Origin of the sequence: Microterricola pindariensis (genome assembly GCF_002936985.1) — a bacterium.
In the GTDB taxonomy this organism is placed as follows: domain Bacteria; phylum Actinomycetota; class Actinomycetes; order Actinomycetales; family Microbacteriaceae; genus Microterricola; species Microterricola pindariensis.
This window is the reverse complement of record NZ_MPZN01000019.1, coordinates 14,043-36,837: the sequence shown is the minus strand read 5'-3', so window position 1 is coordinate 36,837 and position 22,795 is coordinate 14,043. Positions and strand designations below refer to the sequence as shown.

Here is a 22,795-nt window from a genome sequence, read left to right as displayed (position 1 = left end):
CCATGCCCCTCGAGCCGAAACCCGCTGTATTCCCGCGCATTCGGAAGGCCGTCACGTTCTACAAGATCACCTCGGTGATCACCGGTGTCATGCTGCTGCTGCTGTGCGCAGAGATGATCCTGAAGTACGCCTTCCACCTCGAACTGTACGGATTCGGCAACGCCGGCTTCCTGCACTTCGCCCCGATGATCGAGACCGCCACCGGCTGGGAGTCCACCGGCGACGGCGCGAACCTGTCCACGGGCATCCTCATCGCGCACGGCTGGTTCTACGTCGTCTACCTCTTCGCCTGCTTCCAGCTGTGGAGCCTGATGCGGTGGCTGTTCCCCAAGTTCTTGTTGCTCGCCCTCGGCGGCATCATCCCCCTGCTGTCCTTCTTCCTCGAGGTGCGCGTTGCACGCGAGGTGGAAACCTACCTGGCTACCCGTGAAGCGGCGGCCACCGACCCCGTGGAGGCACACGCGTGACCGACCCCGTCCCCCCTGCCGACGCGCACACCGCGCAGCGGCCCGTCCTGGTCGTCGACTTCGGCGCCCAGTACGCGCAGCTGATCGCACGACGCGTGCGCGAGGCATCCGTCTACTCGGAGATCGTCTCGCACGCGATCACCGCCGATGAGGTTGTGGCCAAGAACCCGATCGGCATCGTTCTCTCCGGTGGACCGTCCTCGGTCTACGAAGAGGGCGCGCCGCAGTTCGACCCGGCCATCTTCGAGCTCGGCGTGCCCGTGCTCGGCATCTGCTACGGCTTCCAGGTCATGGCGACCGCCCTCGGCGGCGAGGTCGCGCAGACCGGCAACCGCGAGTACGGTGCCACCCCGGTGACGGTCACGGATGCCACCGGCAACGTGCTCCTCGCCGAGCAGCCGACCGAGCAGACGGTGTGGATGAGCCACGGCGACTCCGTGTCGAAGGCGCCGGAGGGCTTCACCGTCCTCGCCTCGACGGAGTCGACCCCCGTCGCCGCCTTCGCCAATGACGAGAAGCGCCTCTACGGCGTGCAGTGGCACCCCGAGGTCAAGCACTCCGAGCACGGCCAGCATGTGCTGGAGAGCTTCCTGCACCGGGCCGCCGGCATCGCCGCGGACTGGAACAGCGGCAACGTCATCGCCGAGCAGGTCGCCAAGATCCAGGCGCAGGTCGGCTCCGGCCGCGTCATCTGCGGCCTCTCCGGCGGAGTCGACTCCGCCGTGGCCGCCGCCATCGTGCACAAGGCCGTCGGCGACCAGCTCGTCTGCATCTTCGTCGACCACGGCCTGCTGCGCCAGGACGAGCGCCGCCAGGTCGAGGAGGACTATGTCGCCTCCACCGGTGTGCGCCTCGTCACGATCGACGCCCGCGAGCAGTTCCTGAACGCCCTGGCCGGAGTCAGCGACCCCGAGACCAAGCGCAAGATCATCGGTCGCGAGTTCATCCGCAGCTTCGAGCAGGCCGAGCGCGACCTCGTCGCCGAGGCCAGCGCCGACGGCGAGCCGATCCGCTTCCTCGTGCAGGGCACCCTGTACCCGGATGTCGTCGAGTCCGGCGGCGGAAGCGGCACCGCGAACATCAAGAGCCACCACAACGTGGGCGGTCTGCCGGAGGACCTGCAGTTCGAGCTCGTCGAGCCGCTGCGCACCCTCTTCAAGGACGAGGTGCGCGCCATCGGCCGCGAGCTCGGCCTGCCCGAGGTCATCGTCGGACGCCAGCCGTTCCCCGGCCCCGGCCTCGGCATCCGCATCGTCGGTGAGGTCACGGAAGAGCGCCTCGAGCTGCTGCGCAAGGCCGACGCCATCGCGCGCGCCGAGCTGACCGCCGCCGGCCTCGACAACGAGATCTGGCAGTGCCCGGTCGTGCTGCTGGCCGATGTGCGGTCCGTGGGCGTGCAGGGCGACGGCCGCACCTACGGTCACCCGATCGTGCTGCGCCCGGTCTCCTCCGAGGACGCGATGACCGCCGACTGGACCCGCCTGCCGTACGACGTGCTGGCGAAGATCTCGAACCGCATCACGAACGAGGTGGACGGCGTCAACCGCGTCGTGCTCGACGTCACGAGCAAGCCGCCGGGAACCATCGAATGGGAGTAGGTCAGTAGCTGGCGTCGGGAGCGGATGATCCGCTCCTCAGCTCAGACAATGACAAAGAAGGCCGGACCCCGCTGAACCGCATCGTGCATGCGAGTTCGGTGTGAGGGGTCCGGCCTTCTGTGTCATAACTGGACACCCGGGAACCGGCCGGCGCGCGCCACCCCGGCATCCCCCTCGCGGCCCTCGATATGTCTCGCGGCCCGTGGCATAGCGGGGGCCGCGAGACATATCGGGGGCCGCGACGGGCCGGATGCCGCCGGGCGCTAGCCCGGGAACACGGAAGGGCCGCCCTTCCGGGCGGCCCTTCCGTGAAGCGGTGTCAGCGTGCGACTAGTCGCGCGCGATCGCGAACATGCGCAGGATCTCGAGGTACAACCAGATGACGGTGACCATGATGCCGAAGGCACCGGTCCAGGCGTACTTGCGCGGTGCGCGGTTCTTGACGCCCTTCTGGATGAAGTCGAAGTCGAGCACGAGCGAGTACGCGGCCATGATGACGACGAGGACGCCGAGGATCAGGCCGAGCGGGATGCCGGCAATTGCGAAGTCTCCGCGGAGGCCGAACGGGTTGCTGACGACGCCGGTCATCGTGAGGACGACGTTCAGCACCGAGAACACGAGGTAGCCGACCATGGCGATCAGGAAGATCTTGGTGGCCTTCTTGGAGGCGCGGATCTTGCCGTTGGCGAAGAGGGCGAGCGTCACGCCGACGACGGCGAGGGTGGCCAGCACGGCCTGCAGCACGATGCCGTCCCACTGCGTCTCGTAGAACATCGAGATCGCGCCGACGAACACGCCCTGCGCCGCCGCGTAGGCGAGGATCAGGGCCGGCGACGGCTCCTTCTTGAAGATGTTGACGAGGGCCAGCACGAAGCCGATGATGCCGGCGATGACCCAGACGAAGGGCATGGTGGTGGCGGTCACCCAGCCGAGCATGGCGCCGATGACGAGCACGCCGAAGGACAGCGCAGTCTTCACGACGGTGTCTTCGACCGTCATCCGGTCGGTCTCGCCGGCACCGGCGGTGGGCCGATTGTAGATGTCCTGCAGCTCCTCGACCGAGACGGCGTTGGAGACGGAGGTGTTTCCGGTGAATGCTGGGCTGCGGAATGCGGGGTTCTCGAGTGCCATGGGATCCTCTGGGGCTCGGGGCGAAGCGCACACGACGAGCTCGCCACGTGCGGGTGCTATGCCTCTAAACTACCCGATCTGGCTGGCAGAACGCGGGAAATTCGGCGGGCCAACCGGGCTCCGACCAGCACCGCGACGCCGCTGAGAGCGAACACCGCCCAATTCTGCTCGTAACTGGCAAACCAGACGCTGCAGGCCAGCCCGGCGGCCAGCGGAAGGGCGAGGGTGATCCACGCCAGCGGCGGGCGCTGCATGACGAGCAGCCAGCCCGCGAGGATCACCGTGGTGAACACCGCGAAGTCGGAGCCGGCCAGCATCAGCCACGACACGAACAGGGCGGGCACCAGCGCCAGCAGGCGCCGCCAGCCGCGGGCAGGCAGCACGATCCAGCCGGCCATCTGCAGCAGGGAGCCGACGGCCAGAAACGGCAGGCTGTAGGTGCTGGTGAACAGCACGGAGGCCACGCCGAGCAGGATCGCGGAGGCGCCGGCGACCAGGCGGGCGTTGTAGCTGCCCCAGCGCAGGGGCAGCGCGCGCGTCGGTTCGGCGCGCGTGGAAGGTCGTGTCAGCGAGTGCATTGCTTCGATTGTTGCAGCGCCGACGCCCTCGTGACGATTACCCTTGTGCCATGTCGCACGCCTCCCCGCTCATCATCGGCCACCGTGGCGCCAGCGGCTACCGCCCCGAGCACACCGCTGCCGCATACGAACTCGCCTTCGCCCTCGGCGCGGACGCGGTCGAGCCCGACATCGTGGCGACCCGAGACGGAGTGCTCGTGCTCCGGCACGAGAACGAGATCTCCGGCACGACGGATGTCGCGGCGCGGCCGGAGTTCGCCGGGCTCCGCACCACCAAGACCATCGACGGCCACGAGCAGACGGGCTGGTTCACCGAGGACTTCACCTGGGGCGAGCTCAGCACGCTCCGCGCCCGCGAGCGGCTGCCCAAGATGCGCCCCGCGAACACCGCCTTCGACGGCCGCTACCCGATCCTGCGGCTGCGCGACCTGTTCGAGCTCATCGCCGAGAGCGCGGATCGCCACGGCCGGCACCTCGGCCTCGTCGCCGAGATCAAGCACGCCAGCTACTTCGAGTCGATCGGCCTGCCGCTGGACGAGCTCTTCGCCGCAGAGCTGGACGACGCGGGCTGGCGCGGCGGCGACGGCCGGCTCATCGTCGAGTCCTTCGAGCTGACCGTGCTCGGCAAGCTGACCGCGCGCGGAGTCGGCGGCAGGAAGGTCTTCCTCATCGAGGCGTCCGGCACGCCGGAAGACCAGCGGCTGGCCCACGGCCCGGCCGCGCACAGCTACGCCGACTTCGTCACGGAGGCCGGCCTGTACGCGCTCGGCGGCCTCGTCGACGGCATCAGCGTCGACCGCTCCATGATCGTGCGGCAGGATGCCGCGGGCACGCCGCAGACGAGCGACCTCGTCGACCTGGCCCACTCGGCGATGCTCGAGGTCTACACCTGGACGCTGCGCCCGGAGAACCGCTTCCTGCTGCCGGCCCACCGCGCCGGCGTCGGCCAGGCCCGCCACGGGGACTGGTGGGGCGAGTTCGAGCTGATCATGGGCACCGGCATCGACGGCGTCTTCGCCGATCACCCGGACCTGGCCGTCGCCGTGCGAGACAGCCTCCGCCCGGCGGCGTGAGGCCAGCCGGGGCGGGCAGCCCTCTGTCAGCGGCCCCGCCTACACTGGGAGCAGACATGAGCACTCTCTTTGACCCCGACGAACCGACCGACTCGCGACCGATGATCGTGCACGATGGGCCGGCCGGTTTCCCGTCGACCCTGGGCGCCAACAATGCGGCGCCGCCGGCGGGATTCGTTCCTGGCGGGGCCTCATCGGGCGGGCTGCCCGGCGGCGGTGCCTGGGCCGGGGGAGACAGCCTGCTCGACGGCCTCAACCCCGAGCAGCGCGAAGCGGTCGAGTACCGCGGCCCCGCCCTGCTCATCGTCGCCGGCGCCGGATCCGGCAAGACCCGCGTGCTCACCCACCGCATCGCCGGACTGATCGGCAGCCGCGAGGCCTGGCCCAGCCAGATCCTCGCCATCACCTTCACCAACAAGGCCGCAGCCGAGATGCGCGAGCGCGTCGAGCAGCTGCTCGGCCAAGCCTCCAGCGGCATGTGGATCTCCACCTTCCACTCCGCCTGCGTGCGCATCCTGCGCGCAGAGGCCGAGCGGGCCGGGCTCAGCAGCAGCTTCACCATCTACGACTCCGCCGACTCGCGCAACGTCATCAAGCGCATCATCAAGGAGCTCTCGGCCGACACCCTCGGCTTCACCGCGGCGGGCGTCTCGAACAAGATCTCCAAGCTCAAGAACGAGCTGGCGGATGTCGACAGCTACGCGCGCAACGCCAACCTCAACGACCCGCAAGAGGTCATGTTCGTCGAGATCTTCCGGCAGTACACCAAGCGCCTGCGCGCCGCACAGGCGCTGGACTTCGACGACCTGCTGGCCGAGACGGTGTTTCTGTTCCGGGCGTTCCCGGCCACCGCTGCGCTGTACCAGCGCCGGTTCCGGCACATCCTCGTCGACGAGTACCAGGACACCAACCACGCCCAGTACTCCTTCATCAAGGAGCTCACCCGTCCGATCGAGCCGCACGTCGTCGCGGAGCTCGACACGGCCGGCCACCACGTGCGCTCGCTGCAAGACGCGACCGGGGCTATCCCGGGCGCATCGCTGACCGTCGTCGGCGACTCCGACCAGTCGATCTACGCCTTCCGCGGCGCCGACATCCGCAACATCGTCGAGTTCGAGCGCGACTATCCGGGCGCCAAGGTGGTGCTGCTCGAGCAGAACTACCGCTCGACGCAGAACATCCTGAGCGCCGCCAACGCCGTCATCTCCAACAACTTCGACCGCAAGGACAAGAAGCTCTGGACGGCCGTCGGCGACGGCGCCAAGATCATCGGATACACCGGGTACTCCGGCCACGACGAGGCACAGTTCATCGCCGACGAGATCGAGAAGCTGCGCGGCGAGGGCGTCGCCTACCGCGACATCGCCGTGTTCTACCGCACCAACGCGCAGACCCGCGCGCTGGAGGAGATCTTCGTGCGCTCCGCCGTGCCCTACCGGGTCGTCGGCGGCACCAAGTTCTATGAGCGGGCCGAGATCAAGGACGCGATGGCGTACCTCATCGCCGTGGCGAACCCGGCTGACGAGCTCGCCCTGCGCCGGATCCTGAACACGCCCAAGCGCGGCATCGGACCGGCCACCGAAACGCAGCTGGCCAGCTTCGCTGAGGCCAACGGCATCAGCTTCCGGCAGGCGATGCGCGATGCGGGCAGCCTCGGCATGGGGCCCAAGGTCACCGGCGCCATCGTCAAGCTGGCCAAATTGCTCGACGAGGCCGCCCTCATGCTCGACCCGACGAATCCGGCCGGCGCCGCGAAGGTGAGCGAGGTGCTCGGCTTCCTGCTGACCGAGAGCACCCTGCTCGAGACGCTGCGCAGCAGCCGCGACCCGCAAGACGAGACCCGCGCCGAGAACGTCGAGGAGCTGCTCGCGCAGACCAAGGACTTCGTCAAGGAGAACCCGGATGCCGGCCTGATCGACTTCCTCACCCAGGTATCGCTCGTGGCCGCCGCCGACGACCTCGACGACTCCAGCGGAACCGTCTCCCTGATGACGCTGCACACGGCCAAGGGCCTCGAGTACGACTCCGTGTTCCTCACCGGCATCGAGGAGGGCCTGCTGCCGCACCAGATGTCCGCGAGCGAGCCGGGTGGCCCGGCCGAGGAGCGGCGCTTGTTCTACGTCGGCATCACCAGGGCCAGGAAGCGGCTTTACCTCTCGCTCGCGATGACGCGCGCCCAGTTCGGCGAGACGAACGTGGCGATGCCGAGCCGCTACCTGCAGGAGATCCCCGGCGACTTGATCGAGTGGCGGCAATCGCCCGGCATGGCGAACTCGCGCGGCGGCACGCAGCCGCGCGCTCTGAACGCGCGCCGCGACGGCTACGGCTCCCGCGGCTCCGGCGGCTCCGACCGCTTCGGCGGCGAGCTGCCGCCGGCCCCCAAGCCGAAGACGGAGTGGGCGAACAAGGTCACAGCGCAGGTGCGCGACAACGGCGATCTCACCTTGGAGGCCGGCGACCGCATCCGACACGTCGACTTCGGCGAGGGCCGCGTCAACCAGGTCACCGGTGAGGGCACCAAGCGCGTCGCGCACGTGCAGTTCGACACGGCGGGCGCAAAGAAGCTCCTGATCAAGATCGCCCCTATCGAGAAACTGTAGCGAGCGGTCGCAGATCATGGGATTCCTTGGAACTGGGCTGCCGCCTTTCTTGACGCTTCGCGTCAAGCCCATCGAAAAACTGTAGGGGAGCGTCTCATGACAGACGACGCCCCACAGTCTCTTTCGGACCGCCTACGGTCGCTGAAGCCTCGTGATTTCGAGGTGGCGACCCGGGCGGCGATCGCCGTGGCCGTACCGATGTTCATCCTGCTCGCGCTCGACCGGCTCGACCTCGCCGCCTACGCCTCCTTCGGTGCGATGACGGCGCTGTATGGGCGCAGCGAACCGTATCGAGTGCGGCTGCGCAGCGCCGGGATCGCTGCAGTCGGACTCGTCCTCAGCGTCGGGCTCGGCACCATCCTGGCCGCAACGGGAGCGGCCAACCTGATCGTTGCCGCCGCGCTCGTCGTCGTGATCGTGGGTGGGCTCATCGCGGCCGCCGTTTACGGCCTCTTCCCGCCAACCCCGCTGTTCTTCGTGTTTGGTCTGCTGGTGTGCGCGGCACTACCGACGCCGCCGGAACAGGTTCCACTGCGCATCGGCCTCGCCGCTGCCTCGGCCGCGTTCGCGCTCGCCATCACGATGTCCGGCTGGCTGCTGCGGAGGGCCGGACGCGAGGGAGACGCCGGCTGGTTCCAACAGCTGAGCCGTTCGCCGCAGGTGCGCTGGGCCGCCGTGCGCGAGTCCGCGCTCTGGGTGGCTGTCGCCCAGAACGTGTTCGGGGCGCTCCTCGCTGGTGCGATTGCGACGTCGATCGGCATTGGGCACCCGTACTGGGCGGTGGTGAGCGTCATCGCCGTCATCCCGCCGCCGCACGCGCGCCACTCGATCTCACGGGCCGTGCACCGCATCGTCGGCACCGCCGTCGGTGTCGTGGTGACCGGCGCGCTGCTCTTCCCCGAACCGCCACCCATCGCCATCGTCATCGCCGTGGTCATCGCGCAGTTCTGTGCCGAGATCCTCGTCGGCCGGCACTACGGTGCGGCGCTCGTGTTCGTGACGCCGTTGGCGCTCGGGGTCGCCCATCTGGCCAGCCCGCTCCCGGTCGGCACGCTACTCGTCGACCGGCTGCTGGAGACGGCGCTCGGCGCGGCCATCGGGCTGCTCCTCGTGCTCGCTGCCCGCTGGATCTCGCCCCGCGGCAGGACGCCCTAGCCTCCGTGCTGGGAATTCTCCGCGAGTAGCGCGCAATGCCTGCTCCGGAGTGGCGTTCTGGACAAACGCCCGCGAATCACGGGGTATCGTATTCACGTCGCATGAAAGTTACTTTCGCGCGAACGCACCAGCTTGGATACTATTTTCAATACGCAATTACGGGCTCACGCCCATCAATGAGGAGACTTGCTATGAAAAAGCGTTACCTGCCGCTCGCCATTTTGGCAACGGCTGCACTGAGCCTGACGGCTTGTTCTTCCGGAGCTACCGGTGGAAGTGGCACTGACGCCACGGGTGAAACCCTCAACGTCTGGATCATGCAGGGTACGAACACCGAATCCGACGAGTTCTTCGAGCGCGTCGGTGACGAGTTCACAAAGGAGACCGGCGCGAAGCTCAATGTCGAGATGGTGCAGTGGGCAGACGCTCACGACCGTTTCGTCACTGCAATCGCCGGCGGCACCACCCCCGACATCGCCGAGACCGGCACGACCTGGACCGCGGAGTTCGCTGAGTCCGGTGCACTCGCACCGCTCGACGACTACGTCACCGAGGCAGGCCTCGACGGCAAGCTCGTCGAGGGCCTGGTCGAGGCTGGAACGCTCGACGACACGCTCTACGGCATGCCGTGGTACGCCGGCGTTCGCTCGGTCATCTACCGCACCGACATCTTCGAGGCGGCCGGCATCGCCGTGCCGACCACCTGGGCAGAGTTCCAGGCGGCAATCGAGACGCTCAAGACGAGCAACCCCGACATCATCCCGTTCCCGGTTGCCGGCGACGCTGAGCAGCTCACCTACCCGTGGGTCTGGGGTGCCGGTGGCGAGGTAGCGACGAAGAAGGGCGACACCTGGACCTCGGGTCTGGACAGCGCGAAGTCGCAGGCCGGAATCAAGTTCTACACCGACCTCGCACTCCAGCACGGCTCGTCCACCTCCGGTGCAACCACCTGGAAGGAGACCGACGTGCTCGACAACTTCGCCCAGGGCAAGGTCGGCATGGCGGTCATGGGCTCGTGGACCCCCGCGACGATCCTCGACAAGAACCCGGAGCTGGAAGGCAAGATCGGCTCGTTCCCGATCCCCGGTCAGACCTCGGGCATCAGCCCGTCGATGCTCGGCGGTTCGCACCTCAGCATGTTCGAGTCCAGCAAGAACAAGGACCTCGCCTGGACCTTCATGAGCATGATGACCACCGGTGACTTTGCCACCGAGTGGGCCAGCCAGAGTGGTTACTTCCCGGGCGAGACCACGGCACTCGACGCCACCGTCGCCAGCGCCGATGAGATCACCCAGGCGTTCGCGACCCAGATGGTTGACGGCGGCGCTTCGCTCCCCGTCACGCCGAAGTTCGGTGCTGTGCAGGCCAAGAAGACCACCAACACGATGATCCAGTCGATCCTCTCCGGTGAGAAGACGGTTGAGCAGGCCTCTGCCGACGCCGCTGCTGAGATGACCGACATCCTCAACAAGAAGTAAGTAGAGAGTCGATGACCACCACGATTCAGTCGCCGGCCGCCGTGGGAACCTCGGGTTCCCCGGCGGCCGGAGGCCCCGGCCCCCGGCGGCGCAAGGCGATCACGATCGCCGCCGCACGGCCGTGGCTCCTGCTCGCGCCGGCACTGATCGTGCTGGCCGTCCTCCTCCTCTGGCCCCTTGTTCGCGTCCTGATCTTCTCCTTCCAGGACTACGGACTGCGCGAGATCGTCAGCGGGGACACCAACTTCATCGGCGTAGACAACTACGTCGCGGCGCTCACCGATCCGCAGCTGTGGTCGGTCGTTCTGCCCAACACCGTGCTCTTCGCCATCGCCGCCGTGCTGTGCACCGTGGCGCTCGGCACCCTCGTCGCCATCCTGATGACCAACCTCTCGAGGTTCTGGCGCACCGTCGTCGGCAGCGCGATCATGGTCGCCTGGGCAATGCCCGCCGTGACCGGCACCTACGTCTGGGTGTGGATCTTCGACGCGGACAACGGCATCGTCAACCAGCTCCTCATGGGTGCCGGACTGATGGACGAACCGTTCAACTGGTTCACCAACCGGTGGACCTTCTACCTGATCGTGCTCATCAACGTCGTGCACCACGGGTTCCCCTTCGTGGCCATCACGGTGATGGCCGGCCTGCTCGGCGTCTCCAAGGAGATGCTGGAGGCCGCCCAGATGGATGGCGCCGGACCGATTCGCCGGTTCTTCCAGATCACCTTTCCCTCGCTCAAGCAGGTCTTCACGGTGGTCATCATCCTGTCGACGATCTGGGACTTCAAAGTGTTCGGGCAGGTCTACCTGATGCCGGGAGGCTCAGGCACCAACCGCAGTGTGCTCAACCTGGGCGTCTGGTCGTACGTCGAGTCGTTCGGTCAGAACCAGTACGGATTCGGTTCTGCAATCGCCGTGCTGCTCACGCTGGTGCTGCTGGTGATCACCATCATTTACATTCGGGTGCTTATGAAGGAGGACGAGCTGTGAGCCGGAACATCACCCCCGCACGCGTTCGCCGCAATGTGATCGTCGGCGCCCTCGTAACGCTGCTCCTGGTCTTCACCCTCTTCCCCGCCTACTGGATGATTTCCAGCGCGTTTGATGCCAACGCGGCGAGCGGATCGACGGGGTTGTTCCCCTCGGAGCTCACCCTCGACAACTTCATCTACGTGCTCAACGACGGTGGTTTTGCCGTCTTCCTGCGCAACTCGCTGATCGTCGCCGTCGCCGTTGTGGTGTGCAGCGCGGTGCTCTCGCTGCTGGCGTCGGTCGCAGTGGCGCGATTCCGCTTCAAGTTCCGCACCTCAATGCTGCTCATGATCCTCATCGTGCAGATGGTGCCGATGGAAGCCCTCGTGATCCCGCTGTTCGTGCAGGTGCGAGACCTCCAGCTGCTCAACACGCTGCTCGGCCTCATCATCGTGTACATCACCATCTCGCTGCCGTTCGGCATCTGGATGCTGCGCGGCTTCGTCGCCGCGGTGCCGGTGGAACTCGAAGAGGCGGCATTCCTCGACGGCGCGAGCTGGTGGCGGATGTTCCGTTCCGTCATGCTCCCGCTCGTCATGCCGGGCCTCGTCGCCACGAGCGTCTTCAGCTTCATCACCGCCTGGAACGAGTTCATCTTCGCGATGACGATGCTGGGCGGTGCCAGCGACAAATACACGGTTGCCATCGGCCTGAAGCAGTTCTTCGGTGAGAACTCGAACGACTGGGGCAGTGTCATGGCGGCGTCCACCCTGATCACCCTGCCCGTGATGATCTTCTTCATCATCGTTCAGGGCAAGCTCTCCTCCGGCCTCGTCGCGGGAGCGGTCAAGGGATGAGCGACGCTGTGCGCACTACGGATCGGGACGTCCTCGAAGCCGTCAACGGGGTCATCGTTCCCGGCTTCTTCGGCACCGAGCTACCGCAGTGGCTCGCCGACGCTCTCGATGACGGCGTTGCCGGCGTCGTCTACTTCGGCCAGAACATCTCCGAGCAGACCGAGGCGCTCTCCGCGTCGATTCGGGCCCACCGGCCACACGCGCTCATCGCGACCGACGAGGAGGGCGGCACAGTCACCCGGCTGGAATCCGCACACGGCTCTACCGTCCCCGGTCCGGCGCAGCTGGGCGTGGTGAACGACCCGGAGCTCAGCGCCGCGGTGGGCGCAGCACTCGCCGCCCGATCCCACGCCGTCGGCATCAACCTGGTGTTCGGCCCCGTCGCCGACGTGAACACCAATCCGGCGAATCCCGTGATCGGCGTGCGCTCGTTCGGGGCCGAGGCTCCGACCGTCGCCGCCCACGTGGCGGCGACCGTGCGCGGCATCCAGTCCTCTGGCGCCGTCGCGGCGTGCGCCAAGCACTTCCCCGGCCACGGCGACACCCACTCCGACTCGCACCTCGCCCTGCCCGAGCTGGGCATCGCGGTCAACGAGATCGAAGACGTGCACTTTGAGCCCTTCCGGGCGGCAATCGCCGCCGGCGTGCGCACCATCATGACCGCGCACATCCGCGTTCCGGCGTGGGGTGAGGCCCCGGCCACGCTCAACCCGCTCATTCTCGGCAAGCTCCGCGCCCTGGGCTTCGACGGCGTGATCGTGACCGATGCGCTCGACATGGCTGCCATCCGCGAAAGCGTCGGGGCCGGCCCCGGCGCCGTTGCGGCGATCCAAGCCGGTGCCGACCTTCTGTGCATCGGCAACCCCCGCACCAACCTCGGTGGCTCGGGCCAGCCCGACGCCGACCGACACGACTACCTCGAGGTGCGCGACGCGCTGCTGGCGGCTGTGCAGTCCGGAGAGCTCGACCTCGAACAGCTGCGTCGGGCCGCCGATCGGGTTCGCGTGCTGGCGACCGAGCTGGAGCACGCGCGGAACCTCGCCCAGCCCGAGACGGCCGAGCCGGAATGGGCACCTGCCATCGCAGCCGCGATCGGCGTCCACGGCGACGTTGCGCGTTCCCAGCCGAGGCTCGCCCTGCTCGATCTGCGCGCCCGCGCGACCCTGGCCGTCGCCAGCGAGTCCGACGCGTTCCGAAGGGCGTTCGCAGCGCACCGCGACGTCGCGACTCCGGCGCGGATGCCGCAGCAGGCCGCACCCGGCGTCGATCACCTCGACGGGGCACTCGCCGAGATTCCTGGCGACGCCGATCTCGTGGTCCTCGTCGACCGCATCGGCGTTCCGGGGGCCCAGCGCGACGCACTCGCACACCTGGCAACAGCCCGGCCCGACGCCGTCGTGGTCAATGTCGGTGTGGTGCCGGAATCCGACTACCCGAATACGCTCGACCTGATCGACGCCCGCGCCAGCTCTGCTCTGGCAGCCGGTCTCGTCGCCGACCTGATCTGTGCTGGAGGACCGGCGTGATCATCCTGTCGCTGCAGTCAGGCACGAGCGCCGATGGCATCGACGTCGCCGTGGTCGAAGCGACCACGAGCGGCGATCCGGCCACACCCGAACTCACGCTCGTCTCGCGGTGGACCCGCACGCTCGACTGGGAACCGGAGCTTCGTGCCCGGATCCTGGCGTACGCTGACGGCGAGTCCCTGGACGCCGGCGCGCACACCGCGCTCACCACGGCAATAGGGCAGGGCTTCGCCGACGCGGCAGCCAGCGCGATCGCCGAGTGCGGGCTCGAGCCTGACCTCGTTGTCTCCCACGGCCAGACCGTGTTCCACTGGGTCGAGGACGGGCGTGCGCGCGGCACCCTGCAGCTGGGCGAACCGGCCTGGATCGCCGAGGCCACCGGCGCCCCCGTGCTCGCCAACCTGCGTGCAGCGGACATCGCCGCTGGAGGCCAGGGCGCGCCTCTCATGGGCCTGTTCGACGCCGCGTTCTTCGGCCCTGCCGTCGACGTCGCCTCCCTCAACCTCGGCGGCATCGCCAACCTGCAGATCCTGCGCCCCGACGGTTCTGCCCTCGCATTCGACACCGGCCCCGCGAACGTGCTGATCGACGCGAGCGTTGCAGAACACACAGGCGGCGTGCTCGGTTTCGACCGCGACGGAGCGCTCGCCGCCACGGGCACCGTCCATGACGGTGTGCTCGCGGCACTGCTCGAGCACCCGTATCTCCGCCAGGCATCGCCCAAGAGCACCGGCCGCGAGACGTTCACCCTGGCCATCGTGCGCAACGCCGAGGCCACGGCTGGGGTCCGCCTCGAACTCCCCGATCTGATCGCCACGCTCACCCGCTACACGGCGACCAGCGTCGCAGATGCGCTGCGCGGCAGCGGGCCAGAGGTGCGCACCGTCGTCGCCTCCGGCGGCGGCGTGCTGAACCCCAGTCTGGTTCGGGAGCTCTCCGGCGCCCTGGCCCGCGACGGGGTGCGCCTGCGCACGAGCGATGAGCTCGGCATCGATCCCGAGTTCAAGGAATCGCTGCTCTTCGCGTTCCTCGGCTTCTGCTCCTGGCACCGCATCCCGGTGAGCCTCGAGCACGGAATCGCCAGGATCGCCGGTGCCATCAGCCCGGCCCCGAATGGTTTCACCCTGCCGGCGCCACTCGACGGGATCTCCCGGTTGAGCCTGGCCGCCGTGCCCCACCCCCACCGGAGAACACCGTGATGACTGAGCCGCGCTTTCTGGCGGTAGACCTGGGAAAGACGTCGTGCCGACTCAGGCTGTTCGACGCCAACGGCGTGATCGCCGAGGAGAGCGGCCCCGGTGCCCCCGGCATCGCCGATCTCGATGGAGCGGCGCGCTCTGCAGAGGCGATCCACGACGTGTTCCTCCGGCTTCCCGCAGGGGAGCGCGCGTCCCTGGCCGGCGTCGGCATCGGCGCGGCCGGTGTGGAGGCGGCGGGGATCGTCGCACGGGATCTCGTTGCGGCCGTGCGCGAGTTCACCGGGGCCCCGGTTGCCCTCATCAACGACGCGCTCGCTGCACACGCCGGCGTCTTCGGCGGCGGCGGGGGAGTCATCCTGATCATCGGCACCGGCGCGATCGCCTACGCGGTCACCGAGGACGGCGTCACCCGTCAGATCGACGGATGGGGCCCGTGGCTCGGCGACGAGGGAAGCGGGCGGTGGGTCGGCCAGGAGGGTCTCATGGCCGCCCTGCGCGACTTCGACGGGCGCGGCCCCGCCACCGCGTTGACCGACCGCGCCCGCAGCCTGGTCGGTGACCTCGCCGCGATGCCCGCCTGGGTCAGTGCAGAGGGTAACCCGGCCCGCCGCCTGGGGCGTTTCACCCCCGACGTGCTCGACGCCGCCGGGGACGGCGACGCGGTTGCCATGGGCATCGTGGCGCGCGCCTGCGACGCGCTCGTCCACACGGCGCGCGCCGCGGCAACCACCGAGATCGCCGTCTGGGGCGGCGTCGCCGACCACCCGTACTTTTCCGCCGTGCTGACCGCGACCTTCGCGGAAGCCGGCATCACCATCATCCCGTCTCGCGGGAGTGCACTTGACGGATCCGCGCTCATCATCATGCGCACCGACTTGGGCTATGAAGAGAGGATCATCCGTGGATAACTCGAACGCAATCGAGGGCCGGGGGCAGCTGCGCGACTTCCTCGGCACATTGCCGACCGAGACGGTCGGCGAGCGCTACCCCGACCTCGACCTGCTGGACGACGCCGGGCTCGTGCACGCCATGATCGAGAGCGAGCGCGCCGTCGCCGACGCGGTTCTCGCGCAGGCCGAGCAGATCACGGCGGCCCTCGCGGGCATCGTCGAGGGAATGGCGCGTGGCGGTCGGCTCATCTACATGGGAGCCGGGACGGCCGGACGCATGGGAATCCTCGACGCCAGTGAGGCCCCGCCGACATTCGGCATCTCCGAGGACGTCATCATCGGCAGGATCGCCGGAGGCGTGACAGCCATCCACACCGCCGTCGAGAACGCCGAGGACGACGCCCAGTCCGGCGCCCACGACGTCGACGGCCTCGACCTCGGCCAGAACGACACTCTGGTCGGCATCTCGGCCTCCGGCCGCACCCCGTACGTCGTCGGTGCACTGACCCGCGCCCGCGAGCGCGGGGCGTTCACCGTTGCGCACTCCTGCAACCCGGGCTCGGCGATCGGCGCCGCGGCACACGTCGCCATCGAGACCGAGGTCGGCCCGGAGCTGCTCACCGGTTCGACGCGGCTCAAGTCGGGTTCGGCGCAGAAGCTCGTTCTCAACACACTGAGCACGGGAGCCATGGTGCGAGCCGGCAAGGTCTACCGTAATCTCATGGTTGACCTTCGCGCGACGAACGAGAAGCTGCGCGCGCGCAGCGAGCGGACCGTCATCCTCGCCACCGGCGCAGAGCCGGCGATCGCCGCGGCCTCGCTGGAGGCGACCGGCGGCTGGGTCAAGGCCGCCATCCTGGCGATCGAGGCGGGCATCCCCGCTGCCGACGCCGTGGCAGCACTCGAGGGCAACGGCGGATTCCTGCGCACCGCGATCACCGAGGCGACGGCGAGCTAGTGCGCGCACTCACGAGGATCCAAGGCTCGCTCGAGCGGTTCAGCGCCGCCGAGGCGCGCGTGGCCCGAGCGATCCTCGCTGATCCCCGCATCGTCGTCGACAACCCGATCACCCGGGTGGCGGAGCTGTGCGGCACGTCGCCGGCGACCGTTGCCCGGTTCTGCCAGAGCCTCGGATACTCGGGCTACCGCGAGTTCCGGTTCGATCTGGTCGGCACGACCAGCCGCGACCAGGCCGACCTCGACCGGTCCAACGTGTTGACGGGCGACATCGATCCAGCAGACACCGTCGCCGACGTCGCCGCGAAGGTGCTCTTCCAAGAGACCCAGGCGATCGAGCACACCTTGCGCGAGCTCGATCTCGAGGCCGTCGACCGCATCCGCGACGCCCTCGTGCTCGCGCCCGACGTGCTCATCGCCGGCTTCGGCTCCTCCGGGCTCACCGCCCGCGACCTCACGATGAAGCTGCAGCGCATCGGGCGGCGGAGCTCCTACCACCCGGACGTGCACCTCGCGCTCTCGTCGACTGCGCTGCTCGGCCCCGGCGGGGTTCTGCTCGCGGTATCCCACTCCGGCGGCACGCCAGAGATCTTGGGGCTGTTGCGCGAGGCGAAGCGGACCGGCGCGACGACCGTCGGGATCACCAACGACCCGGGATCGCCGATGGCCGCGCTCTGCGACATCCTGCTGACGACCCAGGCCCGCGAGAATGCTTTCCGCTCCGGGGCGACGGCAAGCCGCACCGCACAGCTCGCCGTGACCGACGTGCTGTTCGTGCGCCTCGCACAGAGCCTGTTCGACACCATGACCGATTCGCTCAACCTCACCCGGGACGCGGTGCTCCGGCACCGCGACGAATCGGAGCAGCACCGGACCGCCGGAGTGCACCGGGCCTAGCCTGCTGACCGAGATTCTCACGTCTCGCTCAGGCGGTAGAGTTTTACTGAGGCCAGTGTGTCTTGACGTCAAGCTATTTTCGTCGAAGCACTGTTGCCACCCCTCAAACCATGCACGAACGCTCAGACGCGGATTGGAACAGCAGCGTGGATCTTTACGAATACCAGGCCAGAGACCTATTTGAGAAGTACGACGTCCCGGTGCTCCCGGGCATCGTCGCAGACACCCCCGAGGAGGTGCGTGCAGCAGCCGAGAAGCTCGGCGGCGTCGTGGTCGTCAAGGCCCAGGTCAAGGTCGGAGGCCGTGGCAAGGCCGGCGGCGTCAAGGTCGCCAAGACCCCCGACGAGGCCGAGGCCGCTGGCCGCGCCATCCTCGGGCTGGACATCAAGGGCCACACCGTCAAGCGCGTCATGGTCGCCGGCGGCGCCCGCATCGCGCAGGAGTTCTACTTCTCGGTGATGCTCGACCGCTCGAACCGCTCCTACCTCTCGCTCGCCAGCTATGAAGGTGGCGTCGAGATCGAGGTGCTCGCCGTTGAGAAACCCGATGCGCTCGCTCGCATCGCGATCGACCCCAACGCGGGCATCGACCTCGACAAGGCCCGTGAGATCGCGACCGCCGCGAAGTTCCCGGCCGAGCTGGTCGAGAAGGTTGCCCCTGTCTTCGTCAAGCTCTACAACGTCTACAAGGGTGAGGACGCGACGCTCGTCGAGGTCAACCCGCTCGTCCTCACCGAGGAGGGCGACATCATCGCCCTCGACGGCAAGGTCAGCCTCGACGAGAACGCCGACTTCCGCCACCCGCACCACGTGGAGCTGGAAGACAAGGACGCCGCTGACCCGCTCGAGGCCAAGGCCAAGGCGAACGACCTCAACTACGTCAAGCTCGATGGTGAGGTGGGTGTCATCGGCAACGGTGCAGGCCTCGTCATGTCGACCCTCGACGTCGTTGCCTACGCCGGCGAGAACCACGGCAACGTGAAGCCCGCCAACTTCCTGGACATCGGAGGCGGAGCATCCGCCGAGGTGATGGCTGCAGGCCTCGACGTCATCCTGGGTGACCCGCAGGTCAAGTCGGTCTTCGTCAACGTCTTCGGCGGCATCACCGCGTGCGACGCCGTGGCCAAGGGCATCGTCGGCGCACTCGCCGAGCTCGGAAGCGCCGCGAACAAGCCGCTCGTTGTGCGCCTCGACGGCAACAACGTCGAAGAGGGTCGTCGCATCCTTGCGGAAGCGAACCACCCGCTGGTCACTCTGGCCGCCACCATGGACGAGGGCGCCGACAAGGCCGCCGAGCTCGCCCACGCTGCGAAGTAAGGGATTCTCGAACATGTCAATCTTCCTCAACAAGGACTCCAAGGTCATCGTCCAGGGCATCACCGGCGGTGAGGGCACCAAGCACACCGCCCTCATGCTCAAGGCCGGCACCCAGGTCGTCGGCGGCGTCAACGCCCGCAAGGCCGGCACCGTCGTCGTCCACACCGACGCGGCAGGCAACTCGGTCGAGCTGCCCGTTTTCGCAACGGTCGCAGAAGCCATGGAGAAGACCGGCGCTGACGTGTCGATCGCCTTCGTGCCGCCGGCCTTCACCAAGGACGCCGTGGTCGAGGCCATCGACGCCGAGATCCCCCTCCTCGTGATCATCACCGAGGGCGTTCCCGTTGCCGACTCGGCCGAGTTCTGGGCCTACAACGTCGAGAAGGGCAACAAGTCCCGCATCATCGGGCCGAACTGCCCCGGAATCATCACGCCCGGTGAGGCCCTCGTCGGCATCACGCCGGCGAACATCACCGGCAAGGGCCCGATCGGCCTCGTCTCGAAGTCGGGCACCCTGACCTACCAGATGATGTACGAGCTGCGCGACCTCGGCTTCTCGACCGCGATCGGCATCGGTGGCGACCCCATCATCGGCACCACGCACATCGACGCACTCGCCGCGTTCGAGGCCGACCCCGAGACCAAGGCGATCGTGATGATCGGTGAGATCGGTGGAGACGCCGAGGAGAACGCTGCCGCCTACATCAAGGCACACGTCACCAAGCCGGTCGTCGGCTACGTTGCAGGCTTCACGGCACCCGAGGGCAAGACCATGGGCCACGCCGGCGCCATCGTCTCCGACGGAGCAGGAACCGCGCAGGGCAAGAAGGAGGCCCTCGAGGCCGCCGGCGTCAAGGTCGGCAAGACGCCGTCCGAGACGGCCGCACTGCTGCGCGAGGTCTACGCCGCCCTCTAAGGCGCCGCGACAGGCACAACGCCGTTCACGAAGGCCCGCTCCGCTTGCGCGGGGCGGGCCTTCTGCATGCCCGGAGGCCCGTGGCGTCGGCGACATTGGCTCTGTCGCGCGGGGCCGCGCATCGCTACAGTGGCAACAGCACCCGGAGGAGGCACGCCATGGCCCGGAGCAGCACCGCAGAGTTGGAGGCGCTGGTCGCCCGTTTGCAGCGTGAGAACGCGGCACTCCGATCGGGCGAGGCCCCGGATGCCGGCGTCGGCGACAGCCCACCGGATGCACCCCATGCCCCGCACCGGCGCAGCCGCGCCTGGTCGGTGCTCTCCGCCGTGCTCATCGTCATCGGCCTCCTGCTCGCCCCGATCGCCGTGGTCTCCAGCTGGGCGAAGGTGCAGCTGAGCAGCGCCGACCAGTTCGTCGCGACCTTCGCCCCGCTCGCCAAGGACCCCGCCGTGCAGGACTACATCTCGGCGCAGCTCGTCACCGCGATCGAGGCGAACGTCGACATCGCCGGAATCACCTCCGACCTCTTCGACGGCCTCAAACAGCTCGGCCTGCCGCCGCGCGCCTCTGAGGCCCTGGGGCTGCTCGAGGCGCCGGCCGTCGCCGGCGTCAAGAACCTCGTCTCCACCGCGGTCGACAGGCTCGTCGCCTCCGACACCTTCGCCGAGCTCTGGGCCGGGGCGCTGCGGGTGAGTCACAACCAGCTGACGGCCACGCTCGAGGGCGACCCCAACGCCGCCGTGACCGTGAACGGAAAGAACGAGCTGGGCATCCAGATCGGCCCGCTCGTCGAGGAGGTCAAGAAGAGGCTCGTCGCGCAGGGCTTCGGCTTCGCCGCCAACATCCCCGCCGTGCAGCTGACGGTCGTGGTCGCGACCGCCGACGCATTCACCACCGTGCGGCTGGTGTACAACCTGGCGATCGCGGTGGGCAGCTGGCTGCCCGTCGTCGCCCTCGTCCTGCTCGCTGCAGGCATCCTCCTCGCGCGCCGCCGAGTGGGGGCCCTGGTCGCCACCTCGATCGCGCTCGGCGTCGTCATGCTGGTGCTGGCCGCCGGCTTCGGCATCGGCCGGATCTTCTTCGCGAGTGCCGTGGCATCGAGCGGGCTGCCGAGCGCCGCCGCCGACGCCATCTACGACCAGGTGGTGCAGCTGATGCAGTCCACGACGACGGCGCTCATCGTTCTGGCGTTCACGATCGCGCTCATCGCCTGGTTCAGCGGGCCGTACTCCCTCGCCGCCAAGCTGCGCGGATTCATCGGCTCCGGCATCAGCTCGGTGCGCCGTGCGGCCGAGCACCGCGGCATCACCACCGGCCGGTTCGGGCTGTGGATGTACCGGCAGCGGGTGCTGGTGCGCGTGCTGATCGCGGTGGTCGCCAGCGCGGTGCTGCTGCTCTCGCGCCCGCTGCACGGCAGCACCATCGTGTGGACGGCCGTGCTGGCGCTGCTGGCCGTGCTCGTCGCCGAGCTGCTGCAGCGCACGGGGGAGGAGCTCGGCACCGAGGGGGATGCGGGCACGGGGGCTGTGGGAGCCGGGGACGCGGGTGCGGGGCCCGCCGGGCCGCTCGAGGACGGCGCGGATGCCGTCTCGGTTGGCGGCGCTGACGACGCAGAGGTGGTTCTCGAAAACAGTGACAAGAAGCTCTGAGCGAGCAATACTCAGCATATGGACTACGCGCTCATCGAGAACTTGTTCCGGATCGGCATCTTCGGCTTCGCCGGCGTGATGATCCTCGTGGGCCTGGGCTGCCTGGTCGCCCTGGCCCGGGCACCGTACCGCAAGAAGTAGCCGGCCGGATTTGCGGGGCGGCCGCGCTTCTGCCTGCTCGCGTGCGGTGTCGCGGGTAGGCTCGTGAGCGCATGAACCGCATAACCATCGCCCTGCTCGCCGCCCTCGAAGCGGTCATTGCCGTCGCCATCGGGCTCGGCATCGCCCTCGTGCCGCTGACGATCCTCTGGGCGACGGGGAGCGGCCTGAGCGCCGACTGGACGGTGTTCTGGCGCGCGGCCGCCGACGTCTGGCTGCTCGGCCACGGCGTCGACCTCACGATCACCCTGCCCGCCGCCTTCGTGAGCGCGCTGGCCCTGCCCGGCGCGGATGCCGCATTCACCGTGTCCATCGCCCTGCTCGGCTTCGCCCTGCTCACCATCGCGCTCGGTGTCGGCGCCGGCCGCCGTGCCGGCCACTCGGCCCACCCGCTGCAGGCCGCCGCCATCGTCGTGGCGGTTTTCTGGGGGCTGGCCGCACTCATCGCCGTGAGCGCGCGGCACCCCATCGCGTCCCCGGCCGCCGCCACGGCGCTGCTGCTGCCCGGGCTCGTCTACGCGGCATCCGTCATCACCGGGCTCGCGCTCTCCCGCCGCGCGGTGCTCGGCGCGCTCGGCCGGCGCCTGGCCGCTGCGGTGCGCAGCTGGGTGGACGAGCTGAACCCCCTCGCCGTGCGGCTGATCGCCGAGAGCCTGCGCAGTGGAACGATCGCCGCCGCCGTCATCCTCGCGGCCGGCGCCCTGCTGTTCTGCCTCTCGCTGTTCACCCGCTACGCCACGGTCATCGGCCTGTACGAGTCGCTGCAGGCGGGCGCGCTCGGCGGCATCGCCCTCACCCTGCTGCAGCTGGCCCTGCTGCCCAACGCCGTCATCTGGTCTGCCAGCTGGGTCGTCGGCCCCGGCTTCGCCGTCGGTGCCGGCAGCAGCGTCTCGCCCGGCGCCACCGTGCTCGGCCCCGTGCCCGGGCTGCCGCTGTTCGGGGCGCTGCCGGATGGCAGCGCCGGCCCGGGCTTCCTCGTGTTGCTCGTCCCGATCCTGGCCGGCTTCGCCGTCGGGATGCTGTTGCGCCAGCGGATGACGGAGCCGAAGCCCTCCGCGCCGATCCTCGTCGGCCAGGGCCTGGCCGCCGGCGTCGTGGCCGGCGTCATCCTGGGCATGCTGGCCTGGATCTCCGCGGGTTCGGCCGGGCCGGGCCGGCTGCAGGAGGTCGGCCCCAACCCGTGGCTGGTCGCCGCCTTCGCCGCCCTGGAGGTGGGTCTGCCCGCCGTGCTCGGCCTGTACGCCGGCGCGGTCAGCGTGCTGCCCAGCCGGTTCGGTCGCTCAGCGCAGGCCAAGCCGGCGTCGGAGCCGGCCTCGGAGCCGGCCTCCGGCCCGACCGCCTGAACAGGAGGGTCGAACCCGCTGCGGTAGGCTCAAAG

Annotated in this window: 20 protein-coding genes; 18 read left to right on the top strand and 2 right to left on the bottom strand. The window is 68.8% G+C overall.

The genetic code is table 11. The annotated features are described in order from the left end of the window. The first annotated feature begins 2 nt into the window (after nt 1-2). Together GY24_RS07685 and guaA are read left to right on the top strand one after the other, a co-directional pair. Nucleotides 3-467 (top strand): DUF3817 domain-containing protein, encoded by a 465-nt coding sequence (locus tag GY24_RS07685; protein WP_083363097.1) that lies wholly within the window; start codon nt 3-5, stop codon nt 465-467. Then, nucleotides 464-2,065, top strand: a complete 1,602-nt coding sequence (gene guaA, locus GY24_RS07680; RefSeq protein WP_083363098.1) for a glutamine-hydrolyzing GMP synthase — start codon at nt 464-466, stop codon at nt 2,063-2,065. Before GY24_RS07685 ends, guaA begins: the two co-directional genes overlap by 4 nt. A 330-nt stretch (nt 2,066-2,395) precedes the next feature. On the opposite strand, the gene GY24_RS07675 is transcribed toward guaA, so the two are convergent. Both GY24_RS07675 and GY24_RS07670 read right to left on the bottom strand, forming a co-directional pair. Then, nucleotides 2,396-3,196 (bottom strand): Bax inhibitor-1/YccA family protein, encoded by an 801-nt coding sequence (locus GY24_RS07675; protein WP_104475103.1) that lies wholly within the window; start codon nt 3,194-3,196, stop codon nt 2,396-2,398. 56 nt (nt 3,197-3,252) lie between these two features. Further along, nucleotides 3,253-3,774, bottom strand: coding sequence for a hypothetical protein (locus tag GY24_RS07670; RefSeq protein ID WP_104475102.1), 522 nt, complete (start codon nt 3,772-3,774; stop codon nt 3,253-3,255). A 50-nt stretch (nt 3,775-3,824) separates the two neighbouring features. Here GY24_RS07670 and GY24_RS07665 point away from each other — a divergent pair, with 50 nt between their 5' ends. From GY24_RS07665 to GY24_RS07595, 16 genes are all read left to right on the top strand, one after another. Next, nucleotides 3,825-4,847: a glycerophosphodiester phosphodiesterase family protein gene (locus GY24_RS07665; RefSeq protein ID WP_104475101.1), complete on the top strand. Its 1,023-nt coding sequence runs from the start codon at nt 3,825-3,827 to the stop codon at nt 4,845-4,847. A gap of 56 nt (nt 4,848-4,903) precedes the next feature. Beyond that, entirely contained in the window at nt 4,904-7,447 is a 2,544-nt protein-coding gene (locus GY24_RS07660) for an ATP-dependent helicase (RefSeq protein WP_104475100.1), read from the top strand. 186 nt (nt 7,448-7,633) lie between these two features. Beyond that, complete coding sequence (locus GY24_RS07655) at nt 7,634-8,602, top strand: FUSC family protein (RefSeq protein WP_233279259.1); 969 nt, start codon at nt 7,634-7,636, stop codon at nt 8,600-8,602. Between the two features lie 317 nt (nt 8,603-8,919). Next, complete coding sequence (locus tag GY24_RS07650; RefSeq protein ID WP_233279258.1) at nt 8,920-10,080, top strand: sugar ABC transporter substrate-binding protein; 1,161 nt, start codon at nt 8,920-8,922, stop codon at nt 10,078-10,080. An 11-nt stretch (nt 10,081-10,091) separates the two neighbouring features. Continuing rightward, on the top strand, nt 10,092-11,069 hold the full coding sequence (locus GY24_RS07645; protein ID WP_082716692.1) for a carbohydrate ABC transporter permease: 978 nt from the start codon (nt 10,092-10,094) through the stop codon (nt 11,067-11,069). Nucleotides 11,070-11,077: 8 nt separating this feature from the next. Then, the gene (locus GY24_RS07640; RefSeq protein WP_407662158.1) at nt 11,078-11,908 is read left to right on the top strand and encodes a carbohydrate ABC transporter permease; all 831 of its coding nucleotides are present in this window, start codon (nt 11,078-11,080) and stop codon (nt 11,906-11,908) included. An 8-nt stretch (nt 11,909-11,916) separates the two neighbouring features. Further along, on the top strand, nt 11,917-13,434 hold the full coding sequence (locus GY24_RS07635) for a glycoside hydrolase family 3 N-terminal domain-containing protein (RefSeq protein WP_233279256.1): 1,518 nt from the start codon (nt 11,917-11,919) through the stop codon (nt 13,432-13,434). After that, a complete protein-coding gene (locus GY24_RS07630; RefSeq protein ID WP_161498705.1) occupies nt 13,431-14,633 on the top strand; it encodes an anhydro-N-acetylmuramic acid kinase in 1,203 nt (400 codons plus the stop codon). The genes GY24_RS07635 and GY24_RS07630 overlap by 4 nt, the downstream gene beginning before the upstream one ends. Next, nucleotides 14,633-15,541 carry an N-acetylglucosamine kinase gene (locus GY24_RS07625; RefSeq protein ID WP_104475096.1) on the top strand — a complete coding sequence of 303 codons (909 nt, stop codon included), beginning with the start codon at nt 14,633-14,635 and terminating at the stop codon, nt 15,539-15,541. The genes GY24_RS07630 and GY24_RS07625 overlap by 1 nt, the downstream gene beginning before the upstream one ends. After that, nucleotides 15,534-16,481, top strand: coding sequence for an N-acetylmuramic acid 6-phosphate etherase (gene murQ, locus GY24_RS07620; RefSeq protein WP_233279255.1), 948 nt, complete (start codon nt 15,534-15,536; stop codon nt 16,479-16,481). Before GY24_RS07625 ends, murQ begins: the two co-directional genes overlap by 8 nt. Continuing rightward, on the top strand, nt 16,481-17,377 hold the full coding sequence (locus tag GY24_RS07615; protein WP_104475094.1) for a MurR/RpiR family transcriptional regulator: 897 nt from the start codon (nt 16,481-16,483) through the stop codon (nt 17,375-17,377). The genes murQ and GY24_RS07615 overlap by 1 nt, the downstream gene beginning before the upstream one ends. Before the next feature lie 146 nt (nt 17,378-17,523). Beyond that, the gene (sucC, locus tag GY24_RS07610; protein WP_104475093.1) at nt 17,524-18,693 is read left to right on the top strand and encodes an ADP-forming succinate--CoA ligase subunit beta; all 1,170 of its coding nucleotides are present in this window, start codon (nt 17,524-17,526) and stop codon (nt 18,691-18,693) included. A 13-nt stretch (nt 18,694-18,706) separates the two neighbouring features. Next, entirely contained in the window at nt 18,707-19,609 is a 903-nt protein-coding gene (gene sucD, locus GY24_RS07605) for a succinate--CoA ligase subunit alpha (RefSeq protein WP_083363127.1), read from the top strand. Nucleotides 19,610-19,767: 158 nt separating this feature from the next. Continuing rightward, a complete protein-coding gene (locus tag GY24_RS07600) occupies nt 19,768-21,258 on the top strand; it encodes a hypothetical protein (protein WP_104475092.1) in 1,491 nt (496 codons plus the stop codon). Nucleotides 21,259-21,276: 18 nt separating this feature from the next. Beyond that, on the top strand, nt 21,277-21,399 hold the full coding sequence (locus GY24_RS18160) for a hypothetical protein (protein ID WP_267892606.1): 123 nt from the start codon (nt 21,277-21,279) through the stop codon (nt 21,397-21,399). A gap of 71 nt (nt 21,400-21,470) precedes the next feature. Beyond that, nucleotides 21,471-22,760, top strand: coding sequence for a cell division protein PerM (locus GY24_RS07595; RefSeq protein ID WP_193953531.1), 1,290 nt, complete (start codon nt 21,471-21,473; stop codon nt 22,758-22,760). The last annotated feature ends 35 nt before the right edge of the window (nt 22,761-22,795 follow it).

Coding starts and splice junctions, on each gene's coding strand:
- GY24_RS07685 (WP_083363097.1), top strand. CDS start 3: ATGCCCCTCGAGCCGAAACCCGCTGTATTCCCGCGCATTCGGAAGGCC.
- GY24_RS07675 (WP_104475103.1), bottom strand. CDS start 3,196: ATGGCACTCGAGAACCCCGCATTCCGCAGCCCAGCATTCACCGGAAAC.
- GY24_RS07670 (WP_104475102.1), bottom strand. CDS start 3,774: ATGCACTCGCTGACACGACCTTCCACGCGCGCCGAACCGACGCGCGCG.
- GY24_RS07665 (WP_104475101.1), top strand. CDS start 3,825: ATGTCGCACGCCTCCCCGCTCATCATCGGCCACCGTGGCGCCAGCGGC.
- GY24_RS07660 (WP_104475100.1), top strand. CDS start 4,904: ATGAGCACTCTCTTTGACCCCGACGAACCGACCGACTCGCGACCGATG.
- GY24_RS07650 (WP_233279258.1), top strand. CDS start 8,920: ATGCAGGGTACGAACACCGAATCCGACGAGTTCTTCGAGCGCGTCGGT.
- GY24_RS07645 (WP_082716692.1), top strand. CDS start 10,092: ATGACCACCACGATTCAGTCGCCGGCCGCCGTGGGAACCTCGGGTTCC.
- GY24_RS07625 (WP_104475096.1), top strand. CDS start 14,633: ATGACTGAGCCGCGCTTTCTGGCGGTAGACCTGGGAAAGACGTCGTGC.
- sucD (WP_083363127.1), top strand. CDS start 18,707: ATGTCAATCTTCCTCAACAAGGACTCCAAGGTCATCGTCCAGGGCATC.
- GY24_RS07600 (WP_104475092.1), top strand. CDS start 19,768: ATGGCCCGGAGCAGCACCGCAGAGTTGGAGGCGCTGGTCGCCCGTTTG.
- GY24_RS18160 (WP_267892606.1), top strand. CDS start 21,277: ATGGACTACGCGCTCATCGAGAACTTGTTCCGGATCGGCATCTTCGGC.
- GY24_RS07595 (WP_193953531.1), top strand. CDS start 21,471: ATGAACCGCATAACCATCGCCCTGCTCGCCGCCCTCGAAGCGGTCATT.